This window comes from Actinacidiphila sp. bgisy144 (genome assembly GCF_057708105.1).
Map to the genome: position 1 here is coordinate 61,090 of NZ_JBYIRM010000014.1, position 26,270 is coordinate 87,359.

General features: G+C 73.2%; 23 protein-coding genes and 1 pseudogene. 10 read left to right on the top strand and 14 right to left on the bottom strand.

The window, feature by feature from the left end:
* Positions 1-26: 26 nt before the first annotated feature.
* The 7 genes from AC3EVP_RS17790 to AC3EVP_RS17820 all read right to left on the bottom strand — a co-directional run bounded on the left by AC3EVP_RS17790 (position 27) and on the right by AC3EVP_RS17820 (position 10,516).
* Positions 27-1,688: a ricin-type beta-trefoil lectin domain protein gene (locus AC3EVP_RS17790; RefSeq protein ID WP_435130986.1), complete on the bottom strand. Its 1,662-nt coding sequence runs from the start codon at positions 1,686-1,688 to the stop codon at positions 27-29.
* 269 nt (positions 1,689-1,957) lie between these two features.
* Positions 1,958-4,192, bottom strand: coding sequence for a glycoside hydrolase family 3 N-terminal domain-containing protein (locus AC3EVP_RS17795; protein WP_435131155.1), 2,235 nt, complete (start codon positions 4,190-4,192; stop codon positions 1,958-1,960).
* A 71-nt stretch (positions 4,193-4,263) separates the two neighbouring features.
* Positions 4,264-6,198: a glycoside hydrolase 5 family protein gene (locus AC3EVP_RS17800; protein WP_435130988.1), complete on the bottom strand. Its 1,935-nt coding sequence runs from the start codon at positions 6,196-6,198 to the stop codon at positions 4,264-4,266.
* Positions 6,199-6,276: 78 nt separating this feature from the next.
* Positions 6,277-7,329 carry a LacI family DNA-binding transcriptional regulator gene (locus AC3EVP_RS17805; protein WP_435130989.1) on the bottom strand — a complete coding sequence of 351 codons (1,053 nt, stop codon included), beginning with the start codon at positions 7,327-7,329 and terminating at the stop codon, positions 6,277-6,279.
* Complete coding sequence (locus AC3EVP_RS17810) at positions 7,326-8,153, bottom strand: carbohydrate ABC transporter permease (protein WP_335976900.1); 828 nt, start codon at positions 8,151-8,153, stop codon at positions 7,326-7,328. The genes AC3EVP_RS17805 and AC3EVP_RS17810 overlap by 4 nt, the downstream gene beginning before the upstream one ends.
* A 13-nt stretch (positions 8,154-8,166) precedes the next feature.
* On the bottom strand, positions 8,167-9,117 hold the full coding sequence (locus tag AC3EVP_RS17815; protein ID WP_435130992.1) for a carbohydrate ABC transporter permease: 951 nt from the start codon (positions 9,115-9,117) through the stop codon (positions 8,167-8,169).
* A gap of 109 nt (positions 9,118-9,226) precedes the next feature.
* Positions 9,227-10,516, bottom strand: a complete 1,290-nt coding sequence (locus AC3EVP_RS17820; RefSeq protein ID WP_435130994.1) for an ABC transporter substrate-binding protein — start codon at positions 10,514-10,516, stop codon at positions 9,227-9,229.
* Between the two features lie 363 nt (positions 10,517-10,879).
* Here AC3EVP_RS17820 and AC3EVP_RS17825 point away from each other — a divergent pair, with 363 nt between their 5' ends.
* The gene (locus AC3EVP_RS17825) at positions 10,880-11,557 is read left to right on the top strand and encodes a Type 1 glutamine amidotransferase-like domain-containing protein (RefSeq protein WP_435131157.1); all 678 of its coding nucleotides are present in this window, start codon (positions 10,880-10,882) and stop codon (positions 11,555-11,557) included.
* A gap of 211 nt (positions 11,558-11,768) precedes the next feature.
* On the opposite strand, the gene AC3EVP_RS17830 is transcribed toward AC3EVP_RS17825, so the two are convergent.
* A complete protein-coding gene (locus AC3EVP_RS17830) occupies positions 11,769-12,218 on the bottom strand; it encodes a DUF2267 domain-containing protein (RefSeq protein ID WP_435130996.1) in 450 nt (149 codons plus the stop codon).
* Positions 12,219-12,388: 170 nt separating this feature from the next.
* A complete protein-coding gene (locus AC3EVP_RS17835; protein ID WP_335976890.1) occupies positions 12,389-12,817 on the bottom strand; it encodes an Hsp20/alpha crystallin family protein in 429 nt (142 codons plus the stop codon).
* 145 nt (positions 12,818-12,962) lie between these two features.
* On the opposite strand from AC3EVP_RS17835, the gene AC3EVP_RS17840 reads away from it, so the two are divergent.
* Both AC3EVP_RS17840 and AC3EVP_RS17845 read left to right on the top strand, forming a co-directional pair.
* The gene (locus AC3EVP_RS17840; RefSeq protein ID WP_435130999.1) at positions 12,963-13,616 is read left to right on the top strand and encodes a type III effector protein; all 654 of its coding nucleotides are present in this window, start codon (positions 12,963-12,965) and stop codon (positions 13,614-13,616) included.
* A 33-nt stretch (positions 13,617-13,649) separates the two neighbouring features.
* The gene (locus AC3EVP_RS17845; protein WP_435131002.1) at positions 13,650-14,234 is read left to right on the top strand and encodes a GNAT family N-acetyltransferase; all 585 of its coding nucleotides are present in this window, start codon (positions 13,650-13,652) and stop codon (positions 14,232-14,234) included.
* A 75-nt stretch (positions 14,235-14,309) separates the two neighbouring features.
* On the opposite strand, the gene AC3EVP_RS17850 is transcribed toward AC3EVP_RS17845, so the two are convergent.
* Positions 14,310-14,975, bottom strand: a complete 666-nt coding sequence (locus AC3EVP_RS17850) for a TetR/AcrR family transcriptional regulator (protein ID WP_435131004.1) — start codon at positions 14,973-14,975, stop codon at positions 14,310-14,312.
* A gap of 100 nt (positions 14,976-15,075) precedes the next feature.
* On the opposite strand from AC3EVP_RS17850, the gene AC3EVP_RS17855 reads away from it, so the two are divergent.
* The gene (locus AC3EVP_RS17855; protein WP_435131006.1) at positions 15,076-16,020 is read left to right on the top strand and encodes an SDR family NAD(P)-dependent oxidoreductase; all 945 of its coding nucleotides are present in this window, start codon (positions 15,076-15,078) and stop codon (positions 16,018-16,020) included.
* Between the two features lie 43 nt (positions 16,021-16,063).
* Here AC3EVP_RS17855 and AC3EVP_RS17860 read toward each other — a convergent pair whose 3' ends face one another.
* Positions 16,064-16,297: a hypothetical protein gene (locus AC3EVP_RS17860; RefSeq protein ID WP_435131008.1), complete on the bottom strand. Its 234-nt coding sequence runs from the start codon at positions 16,295-16,297 to the stop codon at positions 16,064-16,066.
* A 93-nt stretch (positions 16,298-16,390) separates the two neighbouring features.
* Here AC3EVP_RS17860 and AC3EVP_RS17865 point away from each other — a divergent pair, with 93 nt between their 5' ends.
* The 5 genes from AC3EVP_RS17865 to AC3EVP_RS17885 all read left to right on the top strand — a co-directional run bounded on the left by AC3EVP_RS17865 (position 16,391) and on the right by AC3EVP_RS17885 (position 21,928).
* On the top strand, positions 16,391-16,882 hold the full coding sequence (locus AC3EVP_RS17865; RefSeq protein WP_435131009.1) for a hypothetical protein: 492 nt from the start codon (positions 16,391-16,393) through the stop codon (positions 16,880-16,882).
* Between the two features lie 634 nt (positions 16,883-17,516).
* Positions 17,517-19,004 (top strand): amino acid permease, encoded by a 1,488-nt coding sequence (locus AC3EVP_RS17870; protein WP_335976878.1) that lies wholly within the window; start codon positions 17,517-17,519, stop codon positions 19,002-19,004.
* 121 nt (positions 19,005-19,125) lie between these two features.
* Positions 19,126-20,709: a CYTH and CHAD domain-containing protein gene (locus tag AC3EVP_RS17875; RefSeq protein ID WP_435131011.1), complete on the top strand. Its 1,584-nt coding sequence runs from the start codon at positions 19,126-19,128 to the stop codon at positions 20,707-20,709.
* 131 nt (positions 20,710-20,840) lie between these two features.
* Positions 20,841-21,428, top strand: a complete 588-nt coding sequence (locus AC3EVP_RS17880; protein WP_335976874.1) for a SigE family RNA polymerase sigma factor — start codon at positions 20,841-20,843, stop codon at positions 21,426-21,428.
* Between the two features lie 62 nt (positions 21,429-21,490).
* Positions 21,491-21,928 (top strand): PASTA domain-containing protein, encoded by a 438-nt coding sequence (locus tag AC3EVP_RS17885; protein WP_435131013.1) that lies wholly within the window; start codon positions 21,491-21,493, stop codon positions 21,926-21,928.
* A gap of 153 nt (positions 21,929-22,081) precedes the next feature.
* Here AC3EVP_RS17885 and AC3EVP_RS17890 read toward each other — a convergent pair whose 3' ends face one another.
* The 3 genes and pseudogenes from AC3EVP_RS17890 to AC3EVP_RS17900 all read right to left on the bottom strand — a co-directional run bounded on the left by AC3EVP_RS17890 (position 22,082) and on the right by AC3EVP_RS17900 (position 24,531).
* Positions 22,082-22,375: an SCO5918 family protein gene (locus AC3EVP_RS17890; RefSeq protein ID WP_435131015.1), complete on the bottom strand. Its 294-nt coding sequence runs from the start codon at positions 22,373-22,375 to the stop codon at positions 22,082-22,084.
* An 82-nt stretch (positions 22,376-22,457) separates the two neighbouring features.
* Positions 22,458-23,989 (bottom strand): annotated as a pseudogene (locus tag AC3EVP_RS17895) (DEAD/DEAH box helicase).
* Positions 23,990-24,327: 338 nt separating this feature from the next.
* Positions 24,328-24,531, bottom strand: a complete 204-nt coding sequence (locus AC3EVP_RS17900; RefSeq protein ID WP_435131017.1) for a cold-shock protein — start codon at positions 24,529-24,531, stop codon at positions 24,328-24,330.
* Positions 24,532-25,473: 942 nt separating this feature from the next.
* Between AC3EVP_RS17900 and AC3EVP_RS17905 the strand changes: the two genes are divergently transcribed.
* On the top strand, positions 25,474-25,806 hold the full coding sequence (locus AC3EVP_RS17905) for a helix-turn-helix domain-containing protein (protein ID WP_335976865.1): 333 nt from the start codon (positions 25,474-25,476) through the stop codon (positions 25,804-25,806).
* Positions 25,807-26,270: the final 464 nt, after the last annotated feature.

Consider the following 26,270-nt stretch of genomic DNA (forward strand, 5'->3'; position numbering starts at 1 on the left):
GGGCGGCGCCGTACGGTGCCCGCGGATCAGGAGGGGAGGTGCCAGACCTGGGCGGAGGTGCCGTTGCAGGTCCAGATCTGGAGCTGGGTGCCCTCGGAGGTAGAGCTGCTGGGGTCGTCCAGGCACAGGCCGGAGTGCGGGTTGAGCAGGGACCCGTTGGACTGCGGCTGCCAGACCTGCGCGACGGTGCCGTTGCAGTCGTAGAGGTCGACGGTGGTGCCGGACGTGGTGCCGGCGTTGTTCACGTCCAGGCACTTGCCCAGCACCTGGAGGGTGTTGCCGGACGCGACGGTCCACTGCTGGGCGGCGCTGCCGTTGCAGTTCCAGATCTGGATCGGGTTGAAGTTCGCGGTGTTCGAGGAGCGGTCGTCCACGCACAGCGAGGAGGCGACGCCGGCGGTGATCGGGCCGGTCGCGGTGGCGCTGCCGCTGCCGTTGAACGCGCCGAGGCCGTTGGGCGTGCCGAGGCCGGTGGGGCCGTCGTAGCCGGTGGTCGCGTTGCACAGGTAGGAGGTGCTGCACGAGCCGTCGGAGCCGGACGTCACGTCGTTGAGCGCGCCAGCGTGGCTGTAGAGGACGGACGCCGCGGAGGTGCTGGGTGCCCCGGCCAGCGCGTAGGTGGCGGCGATGATCGGGGAGGAGGCGCTGGTGCCGCCGACCACGAACCAGCCGCCCTCGCCGTAGGTGTCGTAGACGGCGACGCCGGTGGCGGGGTCGGCGACCGCGGAGACGTCGGCGACGGTCCGGTTGCCGCCGCACCCGGTGTCGGTCTGCCAGGTCGGCTTGGACTCCCAGGACGAGCAGCCCGCGCCGGAGCCGGACCACGCCGTTTCCGACCAGCCGCGCGTGGTCCCGGAGTTCCGGTTCAAGGTGGTGCCGCCGGCGGCGACGACGTACTTGGAGGTGGCGGGGTAGCTCACGCCGTAGCCGCCGTCACCGGAGCTGGCGACGTCCACCACCCCGGCGTGGTTGAAGTCCGCGTCGGCGCCCGCGTCGCCCGAACCGTCGCCGGTGCCCCAGCTGTTGGAGATGAAACCGGCGCCGAGGGACACGGCGAGGTTCTGCGCCGCCTCCAGGTCGCCGGACTCGATCACCAGGATGTGGCACAGCGGGCACACCGCGGAGACCATGTCGACGTCGAGGGACGCCTCGACGCCCCACCCGGTGTCTCCGCTGGGGTAGTTGCTCTGCTGGCCGCTGCCGTTGACCTTGCGGAAGCAGCCGTTGGCCGTGGTGCACGCGGGCAGCCCGTACTGGGCGCGGTAGGTCGCCAGGTCCGACTCGAGGTTGGGGTTGTCGGCCAGTTCGGTGACGGCCACGGTGGCGCCGCCGCCCTTCGAGGCCGCGGCCGAGGCGAGGTTGTACGCCTGCTGGAGGTCGGAGGGGCCGTAGCCGGACGGCGTCGCGTGCGGCGACAGCGCGTTGTCGTGGAGCGCCTCGATGTCGGTGCGGACCAGCGCGTAGCAGACCGGGGCACCGGGGTGCAGCGGCTTGGAACACGCGTGGTCGGTCGTCACCTGGCTGCTCGTCGTCTGGCCGGACGTCGCCTGGCCGGTCGTCGCCTGGGCGGTTGTCGCCTGGCCGGACGCGCCGGCCGGCGCGGCCAGGGCGTGGGCCGAGGCCGGCGACGCGGCGGCCAGTCCGGCCGCCGCGGCCAGCGCCAGCACCCACTGGGCGTATCTCTTCATGTCTCACCTGCTCGTGTGAGGGTGGTGGGGGAAACCGGCGGGGGCGGCGGCCCTTGGGCAGGGGCCGCCGGCCCCCGCCGGAAAGCGCTCTCCCCGCGAGCGGTGTCCGGAACGGAGGGGTGGTGCGGTGGTGCGGAGGGCCGCTTGGCAACGTTGTCGGATCGCAGGCGGCCGAGGCGGTGCGGTGGAGGTGTGCCGTGGGGGGAGCGCTCATCGAAGTTAGCCACACGACATGCACGCGTCAATACGTCCGGCCGCCGGCACGGTCCTCAGGGCCGGGGCGCGGTGATCTCCAGGCAGGCGCCCTGCGTACGGGTGGCGCAGGGCCCGGTCTCCAGGGACACGGTGCCGGGCTCCACCCGCCAGGTGAGGCTGCGGTCGAGCGAGGCCAGGGTGTCCGCGCCGACCTCGAAGACCGCCTCGCCCTCGGCGCCGGGTGCGAGCAACACCCGTGTGAAGGCCCGCAGTTCGCGCACTCGCGGCCAGGACGAGCCCCCGGTCAGCCGGCGCAGGTAGAGCTGGACGGTCTCGTCGGCCGGGCGGCTGCCGACGTTGCGGACGGTGACCCGGCAGGTCAGCGTCGGCGCGTCGGCCCCGACGCTGCCGCACGACAGCCGCGGCGGACCGTAGTGGACCTCCGTGTAGGACAGGCCGTGCCCGAACGGGTAGCGGGGCAGATGGGTCTGGTCGACGTAGCCGCGATAGCGGTGGTCCTTGCCGTTGTAGAAGACCGGGAGTTGGGCCGCCGAGCGGGGGACGGACACCGGCAGCCGCCCGCGCGGCTCGTGGACGCCGAAGAGCACCTCGGCGACCGCCCGCCCGCCGCGCGGCCCGGGGTACCAGGCGCTCAGCACGGCGGCGGCCCGGCCGTCGAGGTCGGGCAGCGCGTGCGGACGGCCCTGGACCAGGACCACCACGACCGGCGTCCCCGTCGCCGACACCGCGTCCAGCAGCGCCAGTTGGCCGGCCGGCAGCGCCAGGTCCGCGAGGTCGATGCCCTCGCCGCACGTCATGCCGGGCGCGGCGCCGGAGGAGACCACGGCCGCGCCGTTGTCGTCGAAGGCGGTGCCGGCGGACCGGGCGCTGGAGCCGCCCAGCACCAGCACCGCCACGTCCGCGCCCGCGGCGAGCGCCGCCGCTGCGGGCACCTCGGAGACGTCGTCCCCGACCAGGGCGCAGCCGCGCGCGTAGCTCACCTCGGTGCCGGGCGCGGCCGCCGCACGGATGCCCTGGAGGACCGTGATGCCGCTGCCCGGCCGCTGCGGCGCGGTGTAGTCGCCGATCTGCTGCTCGACGCGGTCCGCGTTCGGGCCGAGCACCGCGATCCGGCCGGTGGCCGGGGACAGCGGGAGGACGGCGCCGTCGTGCGCCAGCAGCGTGAGCGACGCCCGGGCGATCCGCTCGCCGACCTCAGCGGCCGACTGAAGCGGCCCGGCGGCGTACGGGCCCGCACCGGTGGACGCGCCGCCGGCCGGCGCACCGGCCTGCTCGAACAGCCCGAGCCGGAACTTCAGCGTCAGCACCCGCGCCACCGCCGCGTCCAACGCGGCCTGCGCCACGAGCCCTTGCTCCACCGCCTCGCCGAGCCGCGCGAAGCAGGCGTCCCACAGGCTCAGGTCGCAGCCGGCGTCCAGCGCGAGCGACGCGGCCGCCACCGGGTCCCCGGTCAGCCGCACCAGCCGGTCGACGGCCCCGCCGTCGGCCATCACGATCCCCTCGAACGCCCAGCGCTCCCGCAGGACTTCGGTGAGCAGGTAGCGGCTGGCGACGCACGGCAGCCCGTCGAACTCGTTGTACGCCGCCATCACCCCGCTCGCACCGGCCGCCACCCCGGCCCGCGCCGCCACGAGATGGATCTCGTGCAGCTCGCGCGCCCCCAGCTCCGTCGCCGCGCTGTTGCGCCCGCCGAGCGTCGCGCCCTGCCCGGCGAAGTGCTTCAGCACCACGCCGACCCCGGCCCGCCCGGTCCCGTCCACCAGCGCCTCGGTCAGCCGGGCGGCCAGGTGCGGGTCCTCCCCGAAGCACTCCTCGGCGCGCCCCCAGCGCGGGTCGCGCACCAGGTCCAGCGCGGACACCAGCGCCAGGTGAGCGCCCCGGGACCGCAGTTCGGCACCCGCCGCTGCCGCCGCCTGCGCGTACAGCTCCGGGTCGAAGGTCGCGCCCACCGCGAGGTTGACCGGCAGCACGCTGCCGTCCAGGGCCTGGTGGCCGTGCGGCATCTCCTCCACCAGCAGCACCGGGATGCCCAGCCGGGTGTGCTCCCGCACGTGCCGCTGCACCTGCTCGGCCATCGCCGCGCCCGCGGCCGCGTCGAGCCCGTCGCCGAAGCCGACCCCGGACCAGGGGTCGGCCCGCTGCAACCCGTACAGCGCGCCCATCCCGCCGAAGGCGGCGACCTCGGCGCGGAACGCGGCCGTCAGCCGGTGCCCGCCGCCGGCCCGCTCGTAGGCGTCCCAGCCGTACATCCGCTGGTTGACCTGGCCGACCTTCTCCGCGAGCGTCATCCGGCCCAGCAGGTCGCGCACCCGCTCGGGGACCGGCGCGGCCGGGTCGAGGTAGCGCGGGCCGGGGCGCGTCACCGCAGCTCCAGCACGGCGACCCCGTACGCGTCCAGCGCCACGTCCGCCACGGCCGCGCCGTCGTGCAGGCCGTGCAGGGTGCCCTCGGCGGCCGGGCGCACCGTCAGCGGCTCGGCGCTCTGGCTGACCAGCCACACGAACCGGCGGCCGTCCTCGTGCACCAGCACGTCCGCGCTGACCCGCGGGTCGGCCACGGTCACCGGCCGCCGCACGCCCGCGACCCGCGCCAGCGCCGCGTACAGCCGGTGGGTGTCCTCGGGGTTGGCGTGCGCGGTGCGGGCCGCCATGTGCTCCAGCGGGTAGGTGGCCAGCACCGTACGGCCCGCGCCGGTCTCGCGGACGACCAGCGCCGGGCGGCCGTGCGCGTCCACCGCCACCACCCGGCCGGTACGCGGCTCCACCGGCAGGTAGGCGCGGCTGTCCTCGTTGCCGGCGACCGGGAAGCGCAGCACCTCGCCCGCCGGAAGGTCCCCGAACGGCTCGGTGAACGTCATCTCCAGCACGTCGTCCTCGATCGGCTCGGCCACCCCGTAGGACAGCTGGAGCTCCACCCCGAACAGCCCGTCCAGGTCGTCGAACCACGGGCCGCGGGTCGCCGGGTGCTCCCCGGAGCAGAAGGACAGGTAGACCGTCGCGCCCGCCTCGGCCCGGGCGGCCAGCTCCCGGCGGGTGCGGGTGGTCAGCTGCCGGGTGGCGGGCAGCAGGTACAGCGCGGCCTGCCCGGGCAGGTGGTCGGCCTCCCGCAGGAAGCCCACCGCCAGGTCGGCGGCGCGCGCGGTGACGTAGCCCTGGTGCAGCGAGGTGAAGATCAGCGGCCGGTCGGCGGGCCGGCTGTAGGGGTAGCCGCGCTCCAGGAACGCCGGCACCACGAAGGCGGCGTCGGCGTCGGCGCGGGAGCAGCGCGCGAAGTCCACCGCCTTGAGCACGCCGGCGAACGCGGCCAGCTCCCGCAGCGGCTCCTTCGGCGCGCCCGTCGCGTCCGTGATGCCGAAGTGCATCTCGAACGGGTGGTGGTCGTAGGGCGAACGGTCCCACAGGCCGTCGTAGTCGGTGTTGTTCCAGGCCATCCAGCCCGTCGCGCCGCCCAGCAGCGAGTTGTGCAGGGTCTGCCGGTAGTAGTGGCCCGCGTTGCGTGCCGAGACCGCGTCCGTGGACAGCCCGAACTCCTCCAGGACCACCGGCTGCCCGGTCACCGCCGCCAACTCGCACTCGAAGGCCGCGCGGTAGTGCTGCCGCGGCCGGTCGGTGTCGGAGCGGTACACGTGCGGGCCGACGAAGTCCACGTACTCGGCGGTCTCCCGCAGCGAGAAGCCGTTGTCCCGGCCGGTCACCTCGATGCCCCAGGCCCCGTCGCCCAGCGACACCGGCTGGGTGGCACCGGTGGCCCGCACCGCGTTGCACATCGCCTGCGCCCACGCGGTCACCACGTCCGAGGACGGCGGGTCGACCTGGTAGATCCGGCCGTAGCCGGGCATCTCGTTGGTGATCAGCCAGCCGGTGACCGCCGGGTGGTCCTTGAAGCGCCGCGCCATCCGCGACACGAACCACGCCTGCCGGCCGACCATCCACACGTCCTCGTACAGGTCGCGGCCGCCGCGCCAGACCGGGTCCCAGTTCTCCCCGGACATGTGGCCGACGATGAAGGTGGGCACGGTGCCCATGCCCGCCTCCCGGTGCGCGTCGAGGAAGTCCTCGAAGCGGGCGCAGCACTCCTCGTCGATCCGGTGCGGCTCGGGGTGGAAGTCCGGCCAGTAGAAGAAAGAGCGGGTCGTGTTCAGCCCGTGCTCGGCCAGGACCCGCAGCTCCTCGCGCACGGTCTTCGGGTCGTAGTCCCGCCACATCAGCGGACCGCCGGTGCGGGACCAGAAGTTGGCGCCGAGCCAGGGCAGGACGTCGGGCTGGTGGGTGAGCTGGGCGCTGTGGCGTCGCATGGTCCTTCTCGGGGTGTTCGGGATCGGGTGGAGCGGTGGAGCGGTGGTGCGGTGGTGCGGTGGAGCGGTGGTGCGGGCTCAGGCGGGGCGGCCGGGGGCCGGGCCGGTGGACGCGCGGACCACCAGGCGGGGCAGCCCGGTCAGGGCCGCCTCCTCGACGTCCTCGCCGCACAGCGACAGCAGCAGCCGGGCGGCCGCCGCGCCCACCTGCTGCACCTGCTGGTCGACGGTGGTCAGCCGCGGGTGCAGCCAACTGCCCAGCGGCAGGTTGTCGTAGCCGACGACCGACAGGTCCGCCGGCACGCGCAGTCCGGCCCGCTGCGCGGTGCCGATGCCGCACACGGCCATCGAGTCGTTGGCGTAGACGACGGCCGTCGGCCGGTCGCGGGCGCGAAGCAGCGCCTCGGTCGCGCCGACCGCCATCCGCTCGCTGAAGTCGGTGTGCAGCACCGCGAACGGCCGCAGCCCCGCGGCGGTCAGCGACTGCTCGAAGGCGGCCCGGCGCAGCCGGGTGTGCTGGAGCTCGGGCGGCCCCGCCACATAGGCGACCCGCCGGTGCCCCAGGCCGAGCAGGTGCTCGACCGCCGCCGCGACCCCCACCCCCTGGTCGCTCAACCCCACCCGCGGCACCACGGCCGTGTCGTCGGGGGAGCCGAGCAGCACCGCGGGCAGCCGCAGCCGCGCCAGCAGCGCCGGGCGGGCGTCCTCGTCGCGGGCGTCGGTCAGCACCGCGCCGTCCACCCGGCCCTCGGCGGCCAGCCGCTCGTACAGCGCGTTCTCCTCGCGCAGCCCGCTGACCAGGTGCAGCAGCAGGCCGTAGCCGCGCGGCGCGAGTTCGCCCTCGATACCGGTGATCAGCTCGCTGAAGTGCGGGTCGGCGCCCAGCACGTCGGTGGGGCGGCGCACGACCAGGGCGAGGCTGCGGGTGCGCGCGTTGCGCAGCGCCGCCGCCGGGGCGCTGGGCGACCAGCCGAGCTCCGCGGCCGCGGCGAGGATACGGCGCCGGGTCGGCTCGGACAGCCGGCCCTTGTGGTTGAACGCCTGGGAGACCGCGGCCGTGGACACCCCGGCCGCGGCGGCCACCGCCTTGATGGTCGGCCGCCGCGGCGCCCGTCCGGTGGGCGCGGTCACATCTTCACCGCGCCGCTGACCAGCGCCTGCTGCATCCGCCGCTGGAGGACGGTGTACACCACCCACACCGGTATGAGCGTCAGGACGGTGCCCGCGGTCAGCACGCCGTAGTCGGTGCCGGTGATCGACTGGAGCGTGGGCAGCGCCACCTGCACGGTGCGCTGGGAGGGGTCGGGGCCGATGATCACCAGCGAGTACAGGTACTCGTTCCAGAACGTCAGGAAGTTCAGCAGCAGCACCGTCGCGATGCCCGGCAGGCACATCGGCGTGTAGATGTGCCGCAGCACCGCGAACGTGGACGCCCCGTCCAGCCGGGCGGCCTCCTCCATCTCCGGCGGGATGGTCCGCATGAACTGCACCAGCACCACCACCGACAGCGGCAGCGCGGTCGCCGGCAGGAACAGCACCATGAACGTGCGGGTGTGGAACAGCCCGGTGGCCGCCGCCAGCAGGAACGTCGGGAACAGCGCGGCGAAGGTGGGGATCAGGAACCCGAGCGAGAACACCTTCTCGATCACCCCGGCCGCCCGGCCGGTGGAACGGGCCAGCGCGAACGCCGCGGGCACCGCCAGCAGCAGCGTCAGCGCCAGCGCGAAGAGCGTCACCAGGCCGGAGTTGGCCACCGCCAGCCCCAGGTGGCCCGTCCTGTACGCAGTGGTGAAGTTGTGCAGCCCCAGCGACTTCGGCAGCGCGAACGGATGGGCGAAGATGGCGTCGTTGCTCTTGAACGCCGACGCGAGGAAGTAGTACAGCGGGACGACGAGCAGCACCGCGTACGTCCACACCAGGATGTGCGCCGGGAGCCAGCGCTTGCCGAACTTCATGGCTCAGGTCCGATCAGTAGGTCTGGCGGAAGACGCGGCGGATGGCCAGCAGCCCGACCAGCCCGGTCAGGAACAGGAACACCCCGACGGTCTGGCTGTAGCCGAGGTCGGAGGCGATGAACGCCTTCTGGTAGACGAGGAAGGACAGTGTCGTGGACGACGTCCCCGGCCCGCCCTGCGTCAGCAGCAGCACGTGCTGCGCGGAGCCGAAGAGCGTCCACAGGAACTGGAGCATCGTCACGACGCCCACGTAGTCGCGGATCACCGGGAAGTGGATCGTCCACATCGTCCGCCAGTGCCCGGCCCCGTCCAACTGCGCGGCCTCGCCCAGTTCGTCCGGCACGCTGCTCAGCCGGGCCGCGAAGAGCACCGCGGTGAAGCCGATGCCGCCCCAGACGTCCAGCGCGATCAGGCAGGCCAGCGCCGTCGAGGGCGACGCCAGCCAGGCGTCCGTCAGCGACCCCAGCCCGACGTCCTTCAGCGCCCCGTTGAGCAGGCCGTCCGGCGACAGCGCCGCGTAGAAGACCATCGCCTTCGCCGGCGTCGATATCAGCCCCGGGATGAAGAGCAGGTAGCGGATGACGCGGTGCCCGGGCGGGCGCTGGGCCACGTAGTAGCCGAGCATGTACGCGCACACGATCATCACCGGGACCGCGACCGCCAGTTGGATCGCGGTGTTGGACACCGCGTCCCAGAACGTCGGGTCGTGCACGACGGTGCGGACGTTGCCGAACCCGGCGAAGGAGACCGGCTGGAGCATGCCCGGCCAGCGCAGGGCCGCGATGACGAAGATCGCGAGCATCGGCCCGACCATGAAGACCAGGTACCAGACCAGCGCCGGCACGGCGAGCACGGTGCCGCCCTGCCGGGGCGTGCGGCGCCCGGGGGAGGCGGGGGCCGGGACCCGTCGGCGGGGTCGGCGGGTGGAGGCACCGCCGTCCGGTGTCGTCGTCAGCGTCGTCATGCGGTGACTCCCGGGGTCGGGTCGGCGGAGCAGGGACGGGGGTGGGCGCAGGGGCCGGGGCGTGTGCCGGGGTGGGCGCGGGCGGGGGCCGGGCCTGCGGTGCGGCGGTTCATGCGGACCGGTACGCGGACTCGAGCGCGGCACGCACCTTCGCCGGGCTCGTCCCGCGCGTGAAGGAGGTGCTGGTCGCGGTGATCAGCGGCTGGGTCGCGGCCGGCGGCACGAACACGTCGGGCAGCAGCACCTCGCTCACCGTGGAGCCGAGCCGCTGCGCGGCGGCCACCAGCGGGAAGCCCTTGCTCACGGTGTCCGTACGCACCGCCATGTCCCGCCCCGCCTCGGTCACGAACCGTGAGACCGTGTCGGCGCTGTACATGAACCGCAGGAACTTCTCGACGTGCCCGATCTTGCGGACGCCGTTCGGGCTGATCCAGAAGCCGATCAGGGTGAACGCCCTGATGATCGTCGGCCGGTCGTGCGCCGCGCCCTCGGCCAGCGGCCAGCCGCCCACCTCCGTGTGCCGCGCGACGTCCGCCGGGACCTTCGCCAGCGCGGACGACATCGCCGACTGCGCGGCGGCCGCCTGCGTGTTGTACTGCGTCGACATGATGTCCGAGGTCAGCCCCTGCGCCTTGTCGGCGAAGACGCCCGCGTCCCGCAGCATCGTGAAGTACTCGATGCCCGCGCGGGCGCCCCGGCTGCCGAAGTCGCCGGTGGAGTACGCGTGCCGCGCTTCGTCTTCGGTCAGGAACGTCTGGATGATCTGCGCCAGCAGCTTCTGCCCGGTCCAGTCGTTGCCGCCGACCGTCACCGGGGCGATGCCCTTGGCCCGCAGCTTCCTGGCCGCGGCCATCAACTCGTCCCCGGTGGTGGGTACCGCGTCCACGCCCGCCTTGTCCAGCAGCGCCCGGTTGTAGGCGACCGGCCAGTTCGTGGCGAAGTACGGGAACGCCCGCAGCCGCCCCTTGCCGTCCGTCCACGCCGACAGCGCCGCGGGCAGCACCCGGTCGCGCAGCCCCCAGTCGTCGAGGTAGCCCTTGACGTCCACGGTGGCGTCGACGTCGGTCCAGGTCAGCGTCTTGTCGTACAGGTTGACCATGACGACGTCGGCTTCCTTGCGGGCCAGGCGCGAGGTCTCGTAGACCTGGCCCAGGTCGTCCCCGTTGATCAGGTTCTTCACCTTGATCCCCGGGTTCTGCCTGCGGAAGCGGTCCACGGCGGCCAGGTAGGTCGGCGAGCCCGTGGCGGTGGTGCCGAGCTGGGTGTGGACGACGAGGGTGTCCGGATCGGAGTCCGACGCGAACAGCGACGAACAACCGGACAGAGCGGGCAGCGCGGCAGCCGCAGCCAGACCGGAGCCGGCGGCGAGCAAACCGCGCCGGGTCAGCGATGAGCGCACAGCGTAGGTCTCCAACCAGGCGGTTAACGATTGGTTAATCGATGTACCTCGTGAGGTGCGAGGACTTTAAAGACCCGCGAAGCTCTGGTCAAGGGCTTGCGCCCGGCAACCGCCCCACCCGAGCAGTGCCTCCTGCCCCACACCCCGGTACGTGAAGGCGGGCCACGCCCGCGGCCAGGACGACCGCGCCCGGCGTCCCGGACCGCCCGTGCGGGGCCACCCTGCGCCAGCTCGGCCTCAGCCATGCCGAGGTCCGGCGTGTGCATGGTCCGGGTGCGGCCATGACATGGTGGCGCCTGTGACGTGTTGGCGAACGAACGGCTGGTTGCCGACGCGCGTGGTCAGCACTTCGGGAAGGACATGATGAAGCTTCTCCTCACCGACTCCGGCATCACGAACGAGAGCATCCAGGATGCGCTGGTCGGCCTGCTGGGTAAGCCGGTTGCCGAGTCCAGCGCCCTGTGCATCCCCACCGCGGGGTATGCGGGCCCCGGCGCCGATCCGGGCGGACCATGGCGATTCATCAGTGGACGATCTGCGAACCCGATGACCGCACTGGGGTGGAAGTCGGTGGGTGTGCTGGAACTCACCGCGCTGCCCAGCATCGAGGAAGCGCTCTGGGTCTCCTGGGTCCAGGCGGCCGACGTCCTGCTGGTCAACGGTGGTGACGCGCTGTACCTGTGCCACTGGATGCGGCAGTCCGGGCTGGCCGAACTCCTGCCGTCGCTGCCCGACACGGTCTACGTGGGACTCAGCGCCGGGAGCATGGTGATGACCCCCCGTGTCGGCGAGGACTTCGTGGGCTGGAAGCCGCCCGCCGGCGGCGACAGCGCGCTGGGGGTGGTGGATTTCTCGATCTTCCCGCACCTGGATCACCCGGCCTGTCCGGAGAACACGACGGCTGCGGCGGAACGGTGGGCGGCCGGTATCGGGGGTCCCGCGTATGCGATTGACGAGCAGACCGCTATCAAGGTGGTAGACGGCGCCGTGGAAGTGGTCTCCGAAGGGCGCTGGAAGTCGTTCGAGGGCGCCCGCCAGTAGGCCATCGCAACTCGCCGCCTACCGGCCGACGTTCGTGAGCGACCCAGAAGTACGAGGTCGGGCGTGTCGACGAGAGCAGTCGGGTGGCGCCCGTTTGCACATCGAGCTCGCTGTCCTAGGCATGCCCCGGGGTCGCGGGGATGCGCCACGGCCCGCCCCCGCGCCCGCCCGGGGCCCCGGGAGAGGCCGGGGCCGGGGGGCGGGTGGGCGGTCAGGCGGCCTGGGTGAGGGGGGTGAGTTCGGCGCGGCCGAAGAGGAGGGCGTAGCCGCCCGGGAGTTGGCGCAGGATGCGGGTGAGGAGGTCCGGGCCGGCGAGGTCGGCGACGGTGGACAGTACGGAACCGGTGTCCCAGCGGGTGGTGGCCGGGCTTGCGCCCGCGCGGGTGGCCAGGTCCTTGACGAAGCCCCACCCGGTCAGGGGGTGGAGGTCGGGTACCTGGTTGCTGAGGACGCGGGCGGCCTCGAAGGGCAGGCGGGCGGCCAGTTCGACGCGCTCGTCGCCGGTCACCTGGCGGCCGAGCCCGGACAGGACGAGGCGGACGGCCTGCTCGGCGCGCTCCCGCGTGGGGTAGGCGCCCTCGTAGCGGACCCGCTCCAGCATCTGGTCGTACGTCATCGTCGCGGACGAGTCGTGGGGGAGCGGTGCATGCCGGTCGGACATCACTGCTGTGCGTGCCTTTCTGCGGTGATGGGGTGGTGGGGGCGGGGTGGTCCCGTGGTCCCGTGGTGAAGGGGGATGGCGCGGCGGGGCGGAGGACGGGCCGACCGGGGCCGTGCGCCCGTCCTCCGCCGTCCTCCGCCGTTTGGCCGCCGCTGGCGGCGGCCCCGGCCTCAGCCGGCGATCTGCTTGCGGGAACCGTCGCCGACAGCGACCTTGCGGGGCTTGGCCCGCTCGGCGATCGGGATGCGCAGCGTCAGCACCCCGGCCTCGTAGTCCGCCTGGATGCGCTCCGTGTCCAGGGTGTCGGCCAGCACGATCTGGCGGGAGAAGACGCCCAGCGGACGCTCGGAGAGGTCCATCTTCACGTCGTCGCTCTTCGAGGTGGGCCGGCGCTCGGCCCTGACCGTCAGCATGTTCCGCTCGACGTCGATGTCGATCGCCTCGGCGCTCACGCCCGGCAGGTCGAAGGACACCACGTACTCATCGCCTTCGCGGTAGGCGTCCATCGCCATCGCGGAGGGGCGGGACCAGGTACCCGGAGCGGTCAGCTGCTGGGCGAGCCGGTCGAGTTCGCGGAACGGGTCGGTGCGCATCAACATCGCGAAACACCTCCAGAAGGTTCGGGCAGTACCTGCCAATGCGCTTCAACGATTCCGTTGTACCATGTCATCCAATGGATGACAAACGTGGTGTCGTCGAAAGGATGACGCGCCGATGACACAGGGACCACAGGGAGAAGCGCCCATGCCGGAGACCGACCAACCGCCCCCGCCCGCCGACGAGCAGGGCCCCGCCTCCTTCCTCGCCGCCGCCGCGGCCCTGGAGGCCATCCGTGACGCGCTGCGCACCGCCCAGGACGAGGCGCCCGCCGCCTCCTGGCAGGGCACGGGCCCGGAACAGGCCCTGGCCTCCCTCCTCCTGCTGCGCCAGGTCAGGGAAGAGCTCGCCGGGTGGGAGACCGGCCTGATCGAGACTGCCCGCGGCGCCGGCGCCAGCTGGGCCGACCTCGCCCACCCGCTCGGCGTCGCCAGCCGCCAGGCCGCCGAGCGCCGCTACCTGCGCAACCGCCCCGGGCCGGCCGGCGCCACCGGGGAGCAGCGCGTCCAGGCCACCCGTGACCGCCGCGCCGCCGACCGCGCCACCGGCGTCTGGGCCCGGCGCAATGCGGCGGAGCTGCGCCGCATCGCCGGGCGGATCAGCGCGCTGACCGACCTCCCGGCCGCGGCCCGGCTCCCCCTCGGCCGGCTCGACGAGGCCCTCGCCCAGGACGACCCCGCCGCCCTCCTCGCCCCCCTGACCGCCGCCCGCCCCCACCTGGCCGACGGCCACCCCCGCCTCGCCGCACAACTCGACGACACCCTCACCGGCGCCACCGCGCCGATACCGAAACGCGGTTGAGCGCCCCCGCCCGGACCGTGCATCATCCGCCACGTGGACACGTATCTGGAGACCGAGCGCCTCGCGCTGCGCCGTTTCACCGCGGACGACGCCGACCTGCTGATCGAGCTGGACAGCGACCCCGCGGTGATGCGCTACCTGACCGGGGGCGAGGCGACCGCGCCGGAGACCGTGCGCGCACGGCACCTGCCGTCGATCGTCGACGGCTACGCGAAGTGGGGCGGCCAGCTCGGCCTGTTCGCCGCGTACGAGCGCGACGGCGGGGCGTTCGTCGGCTGGTTCTGCTTGCGCCCCGAGCCGGACGGTCCGCGGGAGGAGGCCGAACTCGGCTACCGGCTGCGGCAGTCGGCCTGGGGCCGGGGATACGCCACCGAGGGCTCGCGGGGCTTGCTGCACAAGGGGTTCACCGCGCTGGGGCTGCGCATGGTGTGGGGCGAGACGATGACCGTCAACCGCGGGTCGCGCGCGGTCATGGAGAAGGTCGGCATGACCCTCGCGGGGACCCTCCCCACGCCTGCGAGCATGGCGGCGGTGGAGGGCGCCGAGCACGGCGGCGTACGGTACGAGATCACCCGGGCGCAGTGGCTGCGCCGCCGGCAGGACCGGAAACGGCCCTGACCAGGTGACGGGGAGGCCGTACCACCCCCCTCTTCCCCCGGACCGGGGCCGAACGGGTGCGGCGCGGGGCGGGGGTCAGGTGCGCGGCAGGATGCCCAGGAGCGCGGAGGTGAAGGAGGCCCGCAGGGCGTCGCGCAGTTCCAGGTGGAGCACGCCGAGCGCGGGTTCCTCCGCGTAAGCGGCGAGGAGGCTGGGGGGCGGCGGGACGTAGGCCGCCAGGGCGCCCGCCGAGACCAGGCCCATCAGGCAGAACAGCTGGGTGTCGTCGCCGAGTTCGGGCACGTGGCGGCGGACGAGTGCGGTCATGTCCGCGAGCCGCGCGAGGGAGGACCGCTTGTGCCGCTTGACGACCTCGACCGACACGTTGTGCTCCAGGACGCCGCCCTGGGCGCCGAAGAGGTCGCACAGCACTTTCCGGTCGGCCAGTGACCGGCTGAGGATCTCGGCCAGCCGGCCGGCCCGTGCGTCCGGTGCGGCGTCCGCCTCGATGCCCGCGGCCAGCTCGTCGGCCAGCTCGGCGAGCCAGCTGCCGAGGAAGTCGTCGAGCAGTTCGAGCAGCACCGCCTCGCGCGACTCGAAGTAGCGCAGGACGTTCGACTTGGCCAGGCCCACCCGCCGGCTGAGCTCATTGAGGCTCACCTCGGCAACGGGCATCTCGTCCAGCATTGCCGCCGCAGTGTCCAGGATCGCCCGGCGGCGGATCTCCCGCTGCTCCTCGCTCCTCGCCCGCTGAAAGGTCACGTCCTCAGCCTAGCTTGCAGACCGCCGGTCTCTTGACATGAGACCGGCGGTCTCTTACGTTGGCGGTGGTAACAGACCACTGGTTCTTTAGGAGTGCGCCATGGGTGACAACTGGACCGAGCGGGACATCCCCGACCAGCGCGGCCGGGTGGCGGTCGTGACCGGTGCCAACACCGGGCTGGGCTTCGAGACCGCCCGGATGCTCGCGGAGCGCGGGGCGGCGGTGGTCCTGGCCGTCCGCGACGTCGAGAAGGGCAGGCAGGCGGCGGCCCGCATCACCGCGGGCGCCACCGCCGGTGCCATGGGCCCCGTCACCGTCCAGGCCCTGGACCTGACCTCCCTGGAGTCGGTCCGCTCCGCGGCAGCCGATCTGCGCGCGGCCCACCCGCGCATCGACCTGCTCGTCAACAACGCGGGCGTGATGTACACCCCGCGGCGGACCACCGCCGACGGCTTCGAGCTGCAGTTCGGCACCAACCACCTCGGCCACTTCGCCCTCACCGGCCTGCTGCTGGACCGACTGCTGCCCGTCCCCGGCTCCCGCGTCGTGACGGTCAGCAGCACCGGCCACCGCATCCGGGCCGCCGTCCACTTCGACGACCTGCAGTGGGAGCGCTCGTACAGCCGCATCGGCGCATACGGCCAGTCCAAGCTGGCCAACCTGATGTTCACCTACGAACTTCAGCGCCGGCTCGCACCGCACGGCACCACCGTCGCGGTGGCCGCGCACCCCGGCGTGTCCAACACCGAACTCGTCCGCAACACGCCCGCGCCGCTGCGGATGCCCGTCACCTGGCTCGCGCCGCTGCTCACCCAGAAGCCCGAGATGGGCGCGCTCCCGACCCTGCGCGCCGCCACCGACCCCGAGGCCGCCGGCGGGCAGTACTACGGCCCGGGCGGACGCGGGGAGATCCGCGGCTACCCCAGGCCCGTCGCCTCCAGCGCGGACTCCCACGACGCGGCCGCCCAGCAGCGCCTGTGGGCCGTCTCCGAGGAACTCACCGGGGTGACCTTCCCCGCACTGCTCGGCGCGCCCAGCGCGTGAGCAGCGCGGTGGCGCCGCCCTCCGCGGTCCGGTGGCGGCCGGTTCACGCCCGCCAGTTGCCCCCGGGCTGCCGGCGCTGCCGGACGAACTCCTCGTACACCGCTGAGCCCGCCGCGGCCGGATACGCCTCGAAGCCCACCCAGTCCGTCCCGTGGTACTCGCGGAAGAACAGGTTGGCGATGGTGTCGTTGACCTCCACGGCGGTCACATGGACGGCCGGAACCCGGAACGGCTCCTCGCGCGGCGGTGCGCGGTCGGGGCACGTCGGCGCGGACACCACCGGGCGGGGCGGGGGCGCGGGGGAATCGGAGCGGGCAGGGGTGTGCCGCGCCGGTCCGGGCAGGCTCGGGGTAGGCCCTCGACCGAGGGCGTGACCAGACCGGGCGGGCGGGCCATGCTGGAGATCACGCAGAAGCACGGATGGAGCCGTGACCACGAGATCGTCCTCGACGGCGTCGCGGTGGGGCACTGGCGGCGGCGCGGCAGACGTTCCGGCGGGCCGCTCGAACTGGCGGGGGAGACCTCGGAGTTCCATGTCGCCCGATGGGGCCGGTCCTACGAACTGCGGGCAGCCGAGGGTGTCCGGGCCTCGGCCCACCGCGCCGGGCGGACGTGGGAGGTGGTCTGCGACGGTGCCGCATACCGTCTGGAGCGGGTCTCGCGGTTCCGCCGGCCGTGGCGGCTCGTGCGCCAGGGGCGGGACCTGGGCACGTTCACCCGTATCCGCCCCGGTCGGGGCGTGACCGCCGAACTCGGCTCCGTACCCTTGCCCGTGCAGGTCTTCGCCGGCCTCGTGGTGCTCTCCCTGTGGCAGCGCCAGGACGCCGCGACCGCCGGCGCCGTGGCCGCGTCCGGCAGTTGAGGTGCCGCGGCCCGCGCCGGCCGTCCGCCGGAGCGCTCCTGCCCGGACCGGGCGGCGCGGGAGGAGCCGTGGGGGAGCGGTGCCGCCCGTTGCGCTGGAGCACCGCGCTGACCTGTGCGGACTTCCCCGCAACACACGCACAACCGGTCAGTTGTCTGATCAACACGGATCATCAACGGTCGCGTTGGTCGCTGTATAAATCTCCTGCGGTCAAAAACGGGCAGTCCAGGTCCGGTTCGCGGAGCGGGGAGGTGCGGGCGTGCACGCCACGGAGCGCCGGCGCCGGCATCGGCACCGCACCCGCGGCGGTGCGCGACGCGCGCCACGGCGGCGGGTCCCGCCGCCGACCCGGCGGCCGCCGACCTCGGCGGCGTACCGCGTGGAACCGGCCTGACCAGAGCCGGTCCGGTCCCCGCCGGCGCCCGGAGACTTCACCGGCGGTCTCGCGCAGCCGGATGCGCACGGGCCACCATGGCACATCCGGCCCACCCGGTCGCCGAGCCCGATCCGTCCCCGGCCCTCCGCACCGCACCACACCGCATCGGACCGGACCGGACCGCCGATCCCCCCACCCGCCCGTTCCACGCACCGGCCGGCCGCCCCTCACCGTCCCCCACCGATTGCTGAGGACACCATGAGCACACAGCAGACGACCGACGCTTCCGGCCCCGAGCCGCCGGCCCCGGACGCCGCGCCCCCCGGTGCGGAGGGACCGTCCTCGGGCGGCCTGCGGGTGGGGCTCAAGAGCCGGCACCTGTCGATGATCGCGATCGGCGGTGTGATCGGCGCCGGCCTATTCGTCGGCTCCGGTTCGGGCATCGCCGCCGCCGGCCCCGCCATCCTCATCTCGTACGCCCTGGTCGGCGCGATGGTCGTCCTGGTGATGCGGATGCTGGGCGAGATGGCGGCCGCGTACCCGACGTCGGGCTCGTTCTCCGCGTACGCGGACCGGGGGCTCGGGCGCTGGGCGGGGTTCTCCATCGGCTGGCTGTACTGGTTCTTCTGGGTCGTCGTGCTCGCCGTCGAGGCGACCGCGGGCGCGACCATCCTCCAGGGCTGGATGCCGGCGGTGCCGCAGTGGGGCTGGGCGCTGATCGTGATGGCCGTGCTCACCGCCTCGAACCTCGCGTCGGTCGCCTCCTACGGCGAGTTCGAGTTCTGGTTCGCCGGGATCAAGGTGGTGGCGATCGCCGCGTTCATCGTGATCGGCGTGCTGGCGCTGTGCGGGGTGCTGCACGGCGACAGCACGGGCCCCGGCCACAGCTCGGCGGGGCTGTCCAACCTGACCTCCCACGGCGGGTTCCTGCCGAACGGCCCGGGCGCGATCCTCACCGGCATCCTGATGGTCGTCTTCTCCTTCATGGGCAGCGAGATCGTCACGCTCGCCGCCGGTGAGTCCGCCGACCCGCGCAAGGCCGTCAGCCGCGCCACCAACAGCGTCATCTGGCGCATCGCGGTCTTCTACATCGGCTCGATCTTCGTGGTCGTCACGCTGCTGCCGTGGAACGACAAGTCGATCACGAAGCACGGCAGTTACGTCGCGGCGCTGGACTCCGTCGGGATACCGCACGCCGGGCAGGTGATGAACGTCGTGGTGCTCACGGCGGTGCTGTCCTGCCTCAACTCCGGCCTCTACACCGCCTCCCGGATGGCCTTCTCCCTGGGCGTGCGCGGCGACGCCCCCAAGCCCTTCGCCCGTACGAGCCCGCGCGGCGTCCCGCAGGTCGCGATCCTCTCGTCGGTGGCGTTCGGCTTCCTCGCGGTGTTCTTCAACTACAAGTGGCCCGACAGCGTCTTCGCCTTCCTGCTGAACGCCTCGGGCGCGGTCGCGCTGTTCATCTGGCTGGTCATCTGCTGCACCCAGCTGAGGATGCGCGCGATGATCCTCCGCGACGACCCGGACAAGCTCGTCGTACGGATGTGGTTCTTCCCGTACCTGACGTGGGCGACGATCGCGATGATCGTCTTCGTGCTCGGATACATGCTCACCGACCACGATGCCCGCAAGCAGGTGCTGCTGTCGCTGCTCGCCGCCGCCGTGGTGATCTTCGTCGCGCTGGTCCGGGAGCCCGTCGCCCGGGCGGTCGTCCGGCGCCGCCCGAGCGCCTCCCAGCCCTCCTGACGCCCGCGGCCGCCGCCCCCGGCCCGGGGCGGCGGTCCCGGTGGCCCCCGCGGCCCGGGCGAGGGCGCCCCGGGGCGGCCGCGGCGTGTTCGGACGGCGCGCGACCGGGCAGGCGAACCCCATGACGGCTACCCATCTCGAACAGGAAGTGACACTCGAAGGCGTCGGCCCGCTCGACCCCACCGGCCTGTGCGCGCTGCCGAAGGTGAAGAAGGTCGTGGAGGCACCGCGCGAGGACCTCGACGCCGTCTACTACGACACCGCCGAACTGCGCCTGCTCTCCCGCGGCATCACCCTGCGCCGCCGCAGCGGCGGCCACGACGAGGGCTGGCACCTCAAGCTGCCCGCCGACGGCGGCAGGCGCGAGGTCCACGCGCCGCTGCGGGCGGGCAAGCCCGGAAAGGTGCCCCGCGAGCTGGAACGCAGGGTCCGGGCGTACACCCGGGGGCGCCCGCTCGGGCCCGTCGCCCACCTGCGCACGCACCGGCGGCGCCACCTGCTGCTGGACCGCAAGGGCCGCTCGCTCGCGGAGGTCGCCCAGGACGAGGTCGACGCGCACGTCCTCGACGTGGAGCGGCTGCGTACCGCGGCCCTGCCCGCCACCCCGGACCGCGCGGCCGGCGGGCGCGGCGGCACCCAGGGCGGCACGAGCACCCGGGTGGTGCACTGGTCCGAGGTCGAGGTCGAGAAGGACCGCGGCGACGACGCGCTGCTGCGTGCCGCCGAACGCCGGCTGCGCGCCCAGGGAGGCAGCCGCCCGGCCCGGTCCGGCAAGCTCGACCACGCGCTGGGCGCCGCGCTGGCCCTGCCGCCGCAACCCGCCCCGCCGCCTCGCCCCCGCCCGGGCTCGGCAGGCGAGTGCTTCACGCGCCGGCTGTCGGAGCAGATCGACGTCCTGCTCGAGACCGACGCGGCCGCACGGGCCGACGAACCCGACGCGGTGCACCGGATGCGCACCACGAGCCGCCGGCTGCGCAACCTGCTGCGCGACAACCGATCCATGCTCGACCGGCGGCGCACCGACCCCGTCGCCGACGACCTGCGCCGGCTCACCCGCGCGCTCGCAGGCGCCAGGGACCACGAGGTGCTCGCCGCGGACCTGCCCGCGCAGGCCGCCCGCCTGACCGGGCCGGAGCATCCCGCGCTCGCCCGCCGGGTCGCCGCGCAGGAAGCCGGACGGCACAAGGAGGCGCACCGCGCCGCGGTCGCCTGGCTCGACCGGCCCCGCTACTACGCCCTGCTCGACGCCCTCGACGGCCTGCGGGCCGAACCTCCGCTGCGTCCCGCCAGGAGCGCCAGGCCCGCGAAGAAGCACCTGCGCAAGGTCATGGGCCGCGACCACGACCGTCTGGCGAAGCGGATGAAGACCGCGGTCAACGCTCCCGACGGGCCCGGACGCGACAAGGCGATGCACCAGGCGCGCAAGGCCGTCCGCCGGGCTCGGCACGCCGCGGAGACCGCGCTGCCCTACGCCGGCAAGCGGGCGAAGCGGTACCGCAAGCGGGCCAAGGCCCTTCAGGGGGTGCTCGGCGCGCACCAGGACGCGGTCGTGGCGAAGGGCGAACTGCGCGAGCTCGCCGCGCAGGCGCACCGTGAAGGAGCGGACACCTACGGCTATGGCCGCCTCCACGCGGTGCAGGAGCGCCGCGCGGCCGCGGCGCTCGGGGACCTCCCGTCCGCGGGGAAGCGGCTGCGCCCGTACTGACCGAGGTGCCGGCCTCCTGCCTGCCGGCCCTGCCCCTGCCGTCCCCCTCCATGTGACCCACGTCTCACAACCCGCGTGCAGCAGGCGCGGCGGCTTGTGCGTCGAGGAGGGGTGACAGGAAGGGAGGGGACGTGAGGCTGGCAACCGAGCACGACACCTGTGTCGGCAGCAGCAGGCCGGTACCGGCGCAACCGAGGAGCGAGCGGGCCTTCGACGAGTTCGACGAGTTCGTCGTCGCCCGCTCGGCCGTACTGTTCCGGGGCGCTCTGATCCTGACGGGCAACCGCGAGGCCGCGGAGGACCTGGTCCAGGAGACGCTGGAGCGGGCCTGCCGCAAGTGGCGCACCATCGCGGCCAAGGACGCCCCCGAAGCCTACGTGCGACGGATCATGGTGAACCTGGCGAACGATCGCTGGCGGCGGTTCCGCCGTACGGTCCCGCACGACGACGGCGTGGAACGCGCCGCCGCCGGGGACCAGTACGGGCAGATCGACACCAGGGACCAGTTGCTCAGGGCGCTCCAGAGTCTGCCCATGCGCATGCGGACGGTGGTGGTGCTGCGGTACTTCCACGATCTCTCGGACGACGAGATCGCGGCCGACCTGAGGATCTCGCCGAGCACCGTGCGGTCCCAGCTCGCTCGCGGTATCGGCAAACTCCGTGGCCAGTTCCCCGCGTTGTCCCACCCTTCGCCGCAGCAGACCACGGAAGGACTGTGATGGCTCCCCACGACTCGCGGCCTTCCGGCTGCACACCTTTCGAACAGGAACTCGTGAACGCCATGAACGACTTCGTGAACGCCACCGAGACACCCCACTTCGCCACGGCCGCGATCGTGCGCCGGGCCCGCCGGAAGAAGGCGACGGCCATCGCGGGCATCGCCGCCGCCCTCGTCGTGGCCAGTGCGGGCACCGCCCTGGCGGCCGGCGTGGTCGGCAGCGGTGGGCACGCCTCCCACGCGGCCGCCGCGCGCTCGGCCGCTTCCGACGGCACCACGGTGCTGTTGCGCTCCCGCGACGGCGGGACCGTCACCGTCCCGCTGACCGGCATGGACTCGGCGCAGGCCAGGGAGACCCTCGTCCGGCGCGGGCTCACGCCCGACTTCACCCGGAGGCCGGTGACCGGCTGCGCGCAGAGCACGGTCATCGCGGTCTCACCGCACGCTCCGACGGTCGTCCGCGCGGGCGCCACGATCCACGTGACGGTCTGCGCCGGATGACCCCCGCGGTGCCGGCCTGACCAACCCGGCCGGCACGAAGGGGCGTTGGTGGTCCCGCCGCAACCGGGAACCCCCACCCCGTGAAACGACAAGCCCACCGCCGTGAACGATCCCGTCCCTTCACCCCGCCGGTGGCCGGGCGGGCCCCCGGGGTTACTCGGCTCCGCCGAACGCAGGTGCCGGGGCCGGGGCTGCCGGGGCCGGGCGGGACTCCGGGGCGGGGTGGCAGGTGAAGCCGAGGCGGCTCATCGCACGGGTGACCTCGTCCGCGGAGAAGTCGCGGCGGTCCTGCCTGGTGAGCACTTCACCGACCTGCTTGACCGGGTAGGTGCGGCGGCCGATGGTCACAGACGCACCGGTCACGGGTTCGGGCTTGATGCCCTTCATCGCTTCCAGCACTTCGCTCTTGATGAGGTTGAAGGAGAAACGCGCGATGACACAGTGCATGATGCCTCACAGGTTGACGTGGAGCCTCTGACCACGGGCGGGTGGGCTGGGCGGGCGGGTTCGGGGGCGGTGGCAGCCCGCCTCAGGCGGCGGTGCCGGCGGTACCGGCGGTCTTGCGGCCGGCGCCGCGGGGCGCCGTGCGCGGCGTCGCGGTGGCGCGTCGGGCCTGGGCGGTGCTGCGGCCCCGGCCACGTGACGCGGACGGGCGGCGCCCGGGCCGTTCGGTGACGGGTGCGCTGACGGTGACGGGGACGCCGGTCGGGGTACGGGCGCCCGTGATGCGGCTCAGTTCGGCCTCGCCGGAGCGCACCTGGGTGGTGAGCGGGGTGATGCGGGCCTGGGCCATCAACCGGGTCATGTCGCGGCGCTGGTCGGGCATCACGAGGGTGACAACGCTGCCGGACTCGCCGGCGCGGGCCGTGCGGCCGCCGCGGTGGAGGTAATCCTTGTGGTCGGTGGGCGGGTCGACGTTGACCACCAGGTCGAGGTGGTCGACGTGGATGCCGCGGGCGGCGACGTTCGTGGCGACGAGCACGGTGACGTGCCCGGTCTTGAACTGCTCCAGGGTGCGGGTGCGCTGCGGCTGGGACTTTCCGCCGTGCAGCGCCGCTGCGCGCCCCCGCTGCTCAGGAGATCCCGGGTCAGGCGGTCCACCGCGTGCTTGGTGTCCAGGAACATGATCACACTGCCCGCGCGTGCGCCGATCTCGAGGGTGACGGTGCGCTTGTCGGCGGCATGGATGTGCAGCACGTGGTGTTCCATCGTGGTGACCGCGCCGGCGGAGGGATCGACGGAGTGGACCACCGGGTCGTCGAGGTAACGGCGCACCAGCAGGTCGACGTTGCGGTCCAGGGTGGCGGAGAACAGCATGCGCTGGCCGCCGGGGCGCACCTGGTCGAGGAGCTCGGTGACCTGCGGCATGAAGCCCATGTCGGCCATCTGGTCGGCCTCGTCCAGCACGGTGGTCTCGACCTGGTCCAGGCGGCAGTCCCCGCGCTGGACCAGGTCCTTCAGGCGGCCCGGGGTCGCGACGACGACCTCCACGCCGCCGCGCAGGGCGCCGGCCTGCCGGCCGATCGACATGCCGCCGACCACGGTGGCCATCCGGAGCCTCAGCGGCCGGGCGTAGGGGGTGAGCGCGTCGGTCACCTGCTGGGCCAGTTCCCGGGTGGGCACCAGGACCAGGGCCAGCGGCTGCCGGGGCTGGGCGCGCCGGCCGGCGGTGCGGGCCAGCAGTGCCAGGCCGAAGGCCAGGGTCTTGCCCGAGCCGGTGCGGCCCCTGCCCAGGACGTCCCGGCCGGCCAGCGTGTTGGGGAGGGTCGCTGCCTGGATCGGGAACGGCACCGCCATGCCTTCGGCGCCGAGGGCGGCCAGCAGCGGGGCGGGCAGGTCGAGATCGCCGAACGCCTCGACCGGGGGAAGCGCCGGCGTGATGGTCGTCGGCAGCGCGAACTCCCCTTGCCGCGCGGGGCGGCGCCCGTGGCCACCGGAGCGGCCCGCGCCCGAGGGGCGTGCGGACCGGGCGCGGGAGCCGCCGCCCCGCGAGGAGCCGGTGGAGCCGGTGGAGCCGCCGGTCCGTGAGGAGCGGTCGTTCGTGCGAATGGTGCGGTTCATGCGGAACCTTCCTCGATACGGCACGTATCGAGGAACCTCCGCGGCGGTGAGCCGCCTGGGAGAATCGCACGTACGAACCGAAGAAAAGAAAAACGGGGAAGAGCGAGGCTTCCCTTTTCGCGGCGGCGGGGGGCGGAAGTCGTCGAAGAAGACGTGAATTCCGGAGCGAAAGATGGTGGCGGAATATGCCCTGCCGCCATCCACGGGGGTGTTGTGCCATCGGCTGCCCCCGCCGGCCCGTGTGGCCGTCGCCGGGCACGGGGAAAATCCTGTGACGCACAAAAGCCGGGGCCCGCACCCCTCAGGTGCGGGCCCCAGCTCGGTGTGACGCGTCGGTGTCAGGCGGGGACGATGTTCTCCGCCTGCAGGCCCTTCTGGCCCTGCGTGACGTCGAAGTTCACCTTCTGTCCCTCCTGCAGCTCGCGGAAGCCGGAGGCGGCGATGTTCGAGTAGTGGGCGAACACGTCAGCGCCGCCACCGTCCTGCTCGATGAAGCCGAAACCCTTTTCCGCGTTGAACCACTTCACGGTGCCACTAGCCATTTGTGCTCTCCTTCGGGGCGGTGTCCTGTGCCCGCACTGTGCGAGCCCAGTGTCGCCGTGATGATTGCCCCGTCCGAGAGTGTCGGCACGCAAAGTGACCTACCCGACGAAAATCCGGTGAGGTCGCTTGAAGTTTTGGGAACCACTACTGCAACTGCTCGCCAGAGTAGCACGGGGTGGGCCGCAGTGCCCGGGGCGGCGCTAATTCCGTGGGGTATCCGCGGATCACTTCGCTTCGCGCGGCATGAATTTCTCTTGTCGCGGCACCAGATATTCGCGTCGGCGCAGAGTCGAAGTGCGTCCGGGGCGGCCCCCTCCGTCGCCTTCGCACCGGTGCGGCGCCGGTGCGGCACCGACTGCGGCACGTGCCCGGTCCCGATGCCTCGCCCCACGGCTCCTCGACGTGCCGGAGCGCCCGATCCTCACTACCGGACACGCGAAAATCTATGCCGGCCGCAGTAGACATTGCGGGGCGGCGTGGCTATGGTTTCTCTCGTAGCCGAGATCGACAAGGCCCGGCAGAGATGAACTGCCGGGCAGCAGTACCGCACGACGCAGGACGGTCCGGTGGTGGAGTTCCGAAGCCAAGGAGCTTGTTTTGACGGCGACGGGACTGACGACCGGACCGGGTGGCCCGCAGCGCTCAGGGGCCGCCGCGCAGTACCCGTTCGGTAAACACCCAGAGGGAAGAACGGAGGAGTCGACACGCCATCAGGATCGCCCGGGCGGAGCTTTGGGCCCGGGTACCGCAGGACATCGATAGTGAGGTGGTCTCCGGTCAAGCAACCGCGATCCCCGTACCCGCTGCCACGCTCCCGTGCGGCGGTGCGGACACAGTAGGTCGGCGCAGTACCAGGCCGACAGATGGTGTTGTAGTTCCTTCGGGGCCCTGGTGCCGGTATGGCACCAGGGCCCCTCCAGCGTGTTCCACAGAGAGGCAAGATGACGGCAGACGACTCGTTCAACCGGCTTGATGACGACGACTACCCCGCCTACACCATGGGCCGGGCCGCCGAACTGCTCGGCACCACCCAGGGCTTCCTGCGCGCCATCGGCGACGCCCGCCTGATCACTCCGCTGCGCTCCGCCGGCGGCCACCGCCGCTACTCCCGCTACCAGTTGCGCATCGCCGCCCGTGCCCGGGAACTCGTCGACCAGGGCACCCCCATCGAGGCCGCCTGTCGCATCGTGATCCTGGAAGACCAGCTCGAAGAAGCCCGGCGCATCAACGCCGAATACCGCCGCGCCGAGTCCGAGCGCACGGAAGGCGACTGACGGGCGGTCCGCGGCAGCGCAGCGGCGCCGCGCCGTCCCCCCCGACCTCGTCACCTGAGCGCATGACCGCCGAAGACGCCCGGCCGCCGCCACGCGGACGGGTGTCCCGGCGCGGCGACGTACCCTCACGACGCGCCTTCCTGGGCGGCCGTGCCGGCGAGCCGGTGCGCTCCCGCCGAGACGGACGCGGCCGCGGTACCAACCGTCCGCGGGCCGGGCCCCGATGGCGCTGTCGCCGACAGCGACGTGGTCGGTCACGTCGTAGGTGAGCGCGGCGTACGGCGCCGCCCGCACGGTGGTCGCCGAGCACGCGCCGGACGCCGGCGCCGGCCGGCGCGCCCTGGCGGACCGGTATCGATCACGCCGTTGCGACCCTGACTTCCCATTTGCCGGACTTGCGTTGCTGCTTGCGCTGTACCTGCCAATCCCGCACACTGCACGCGTCCATACGGGACCTGCGGCAA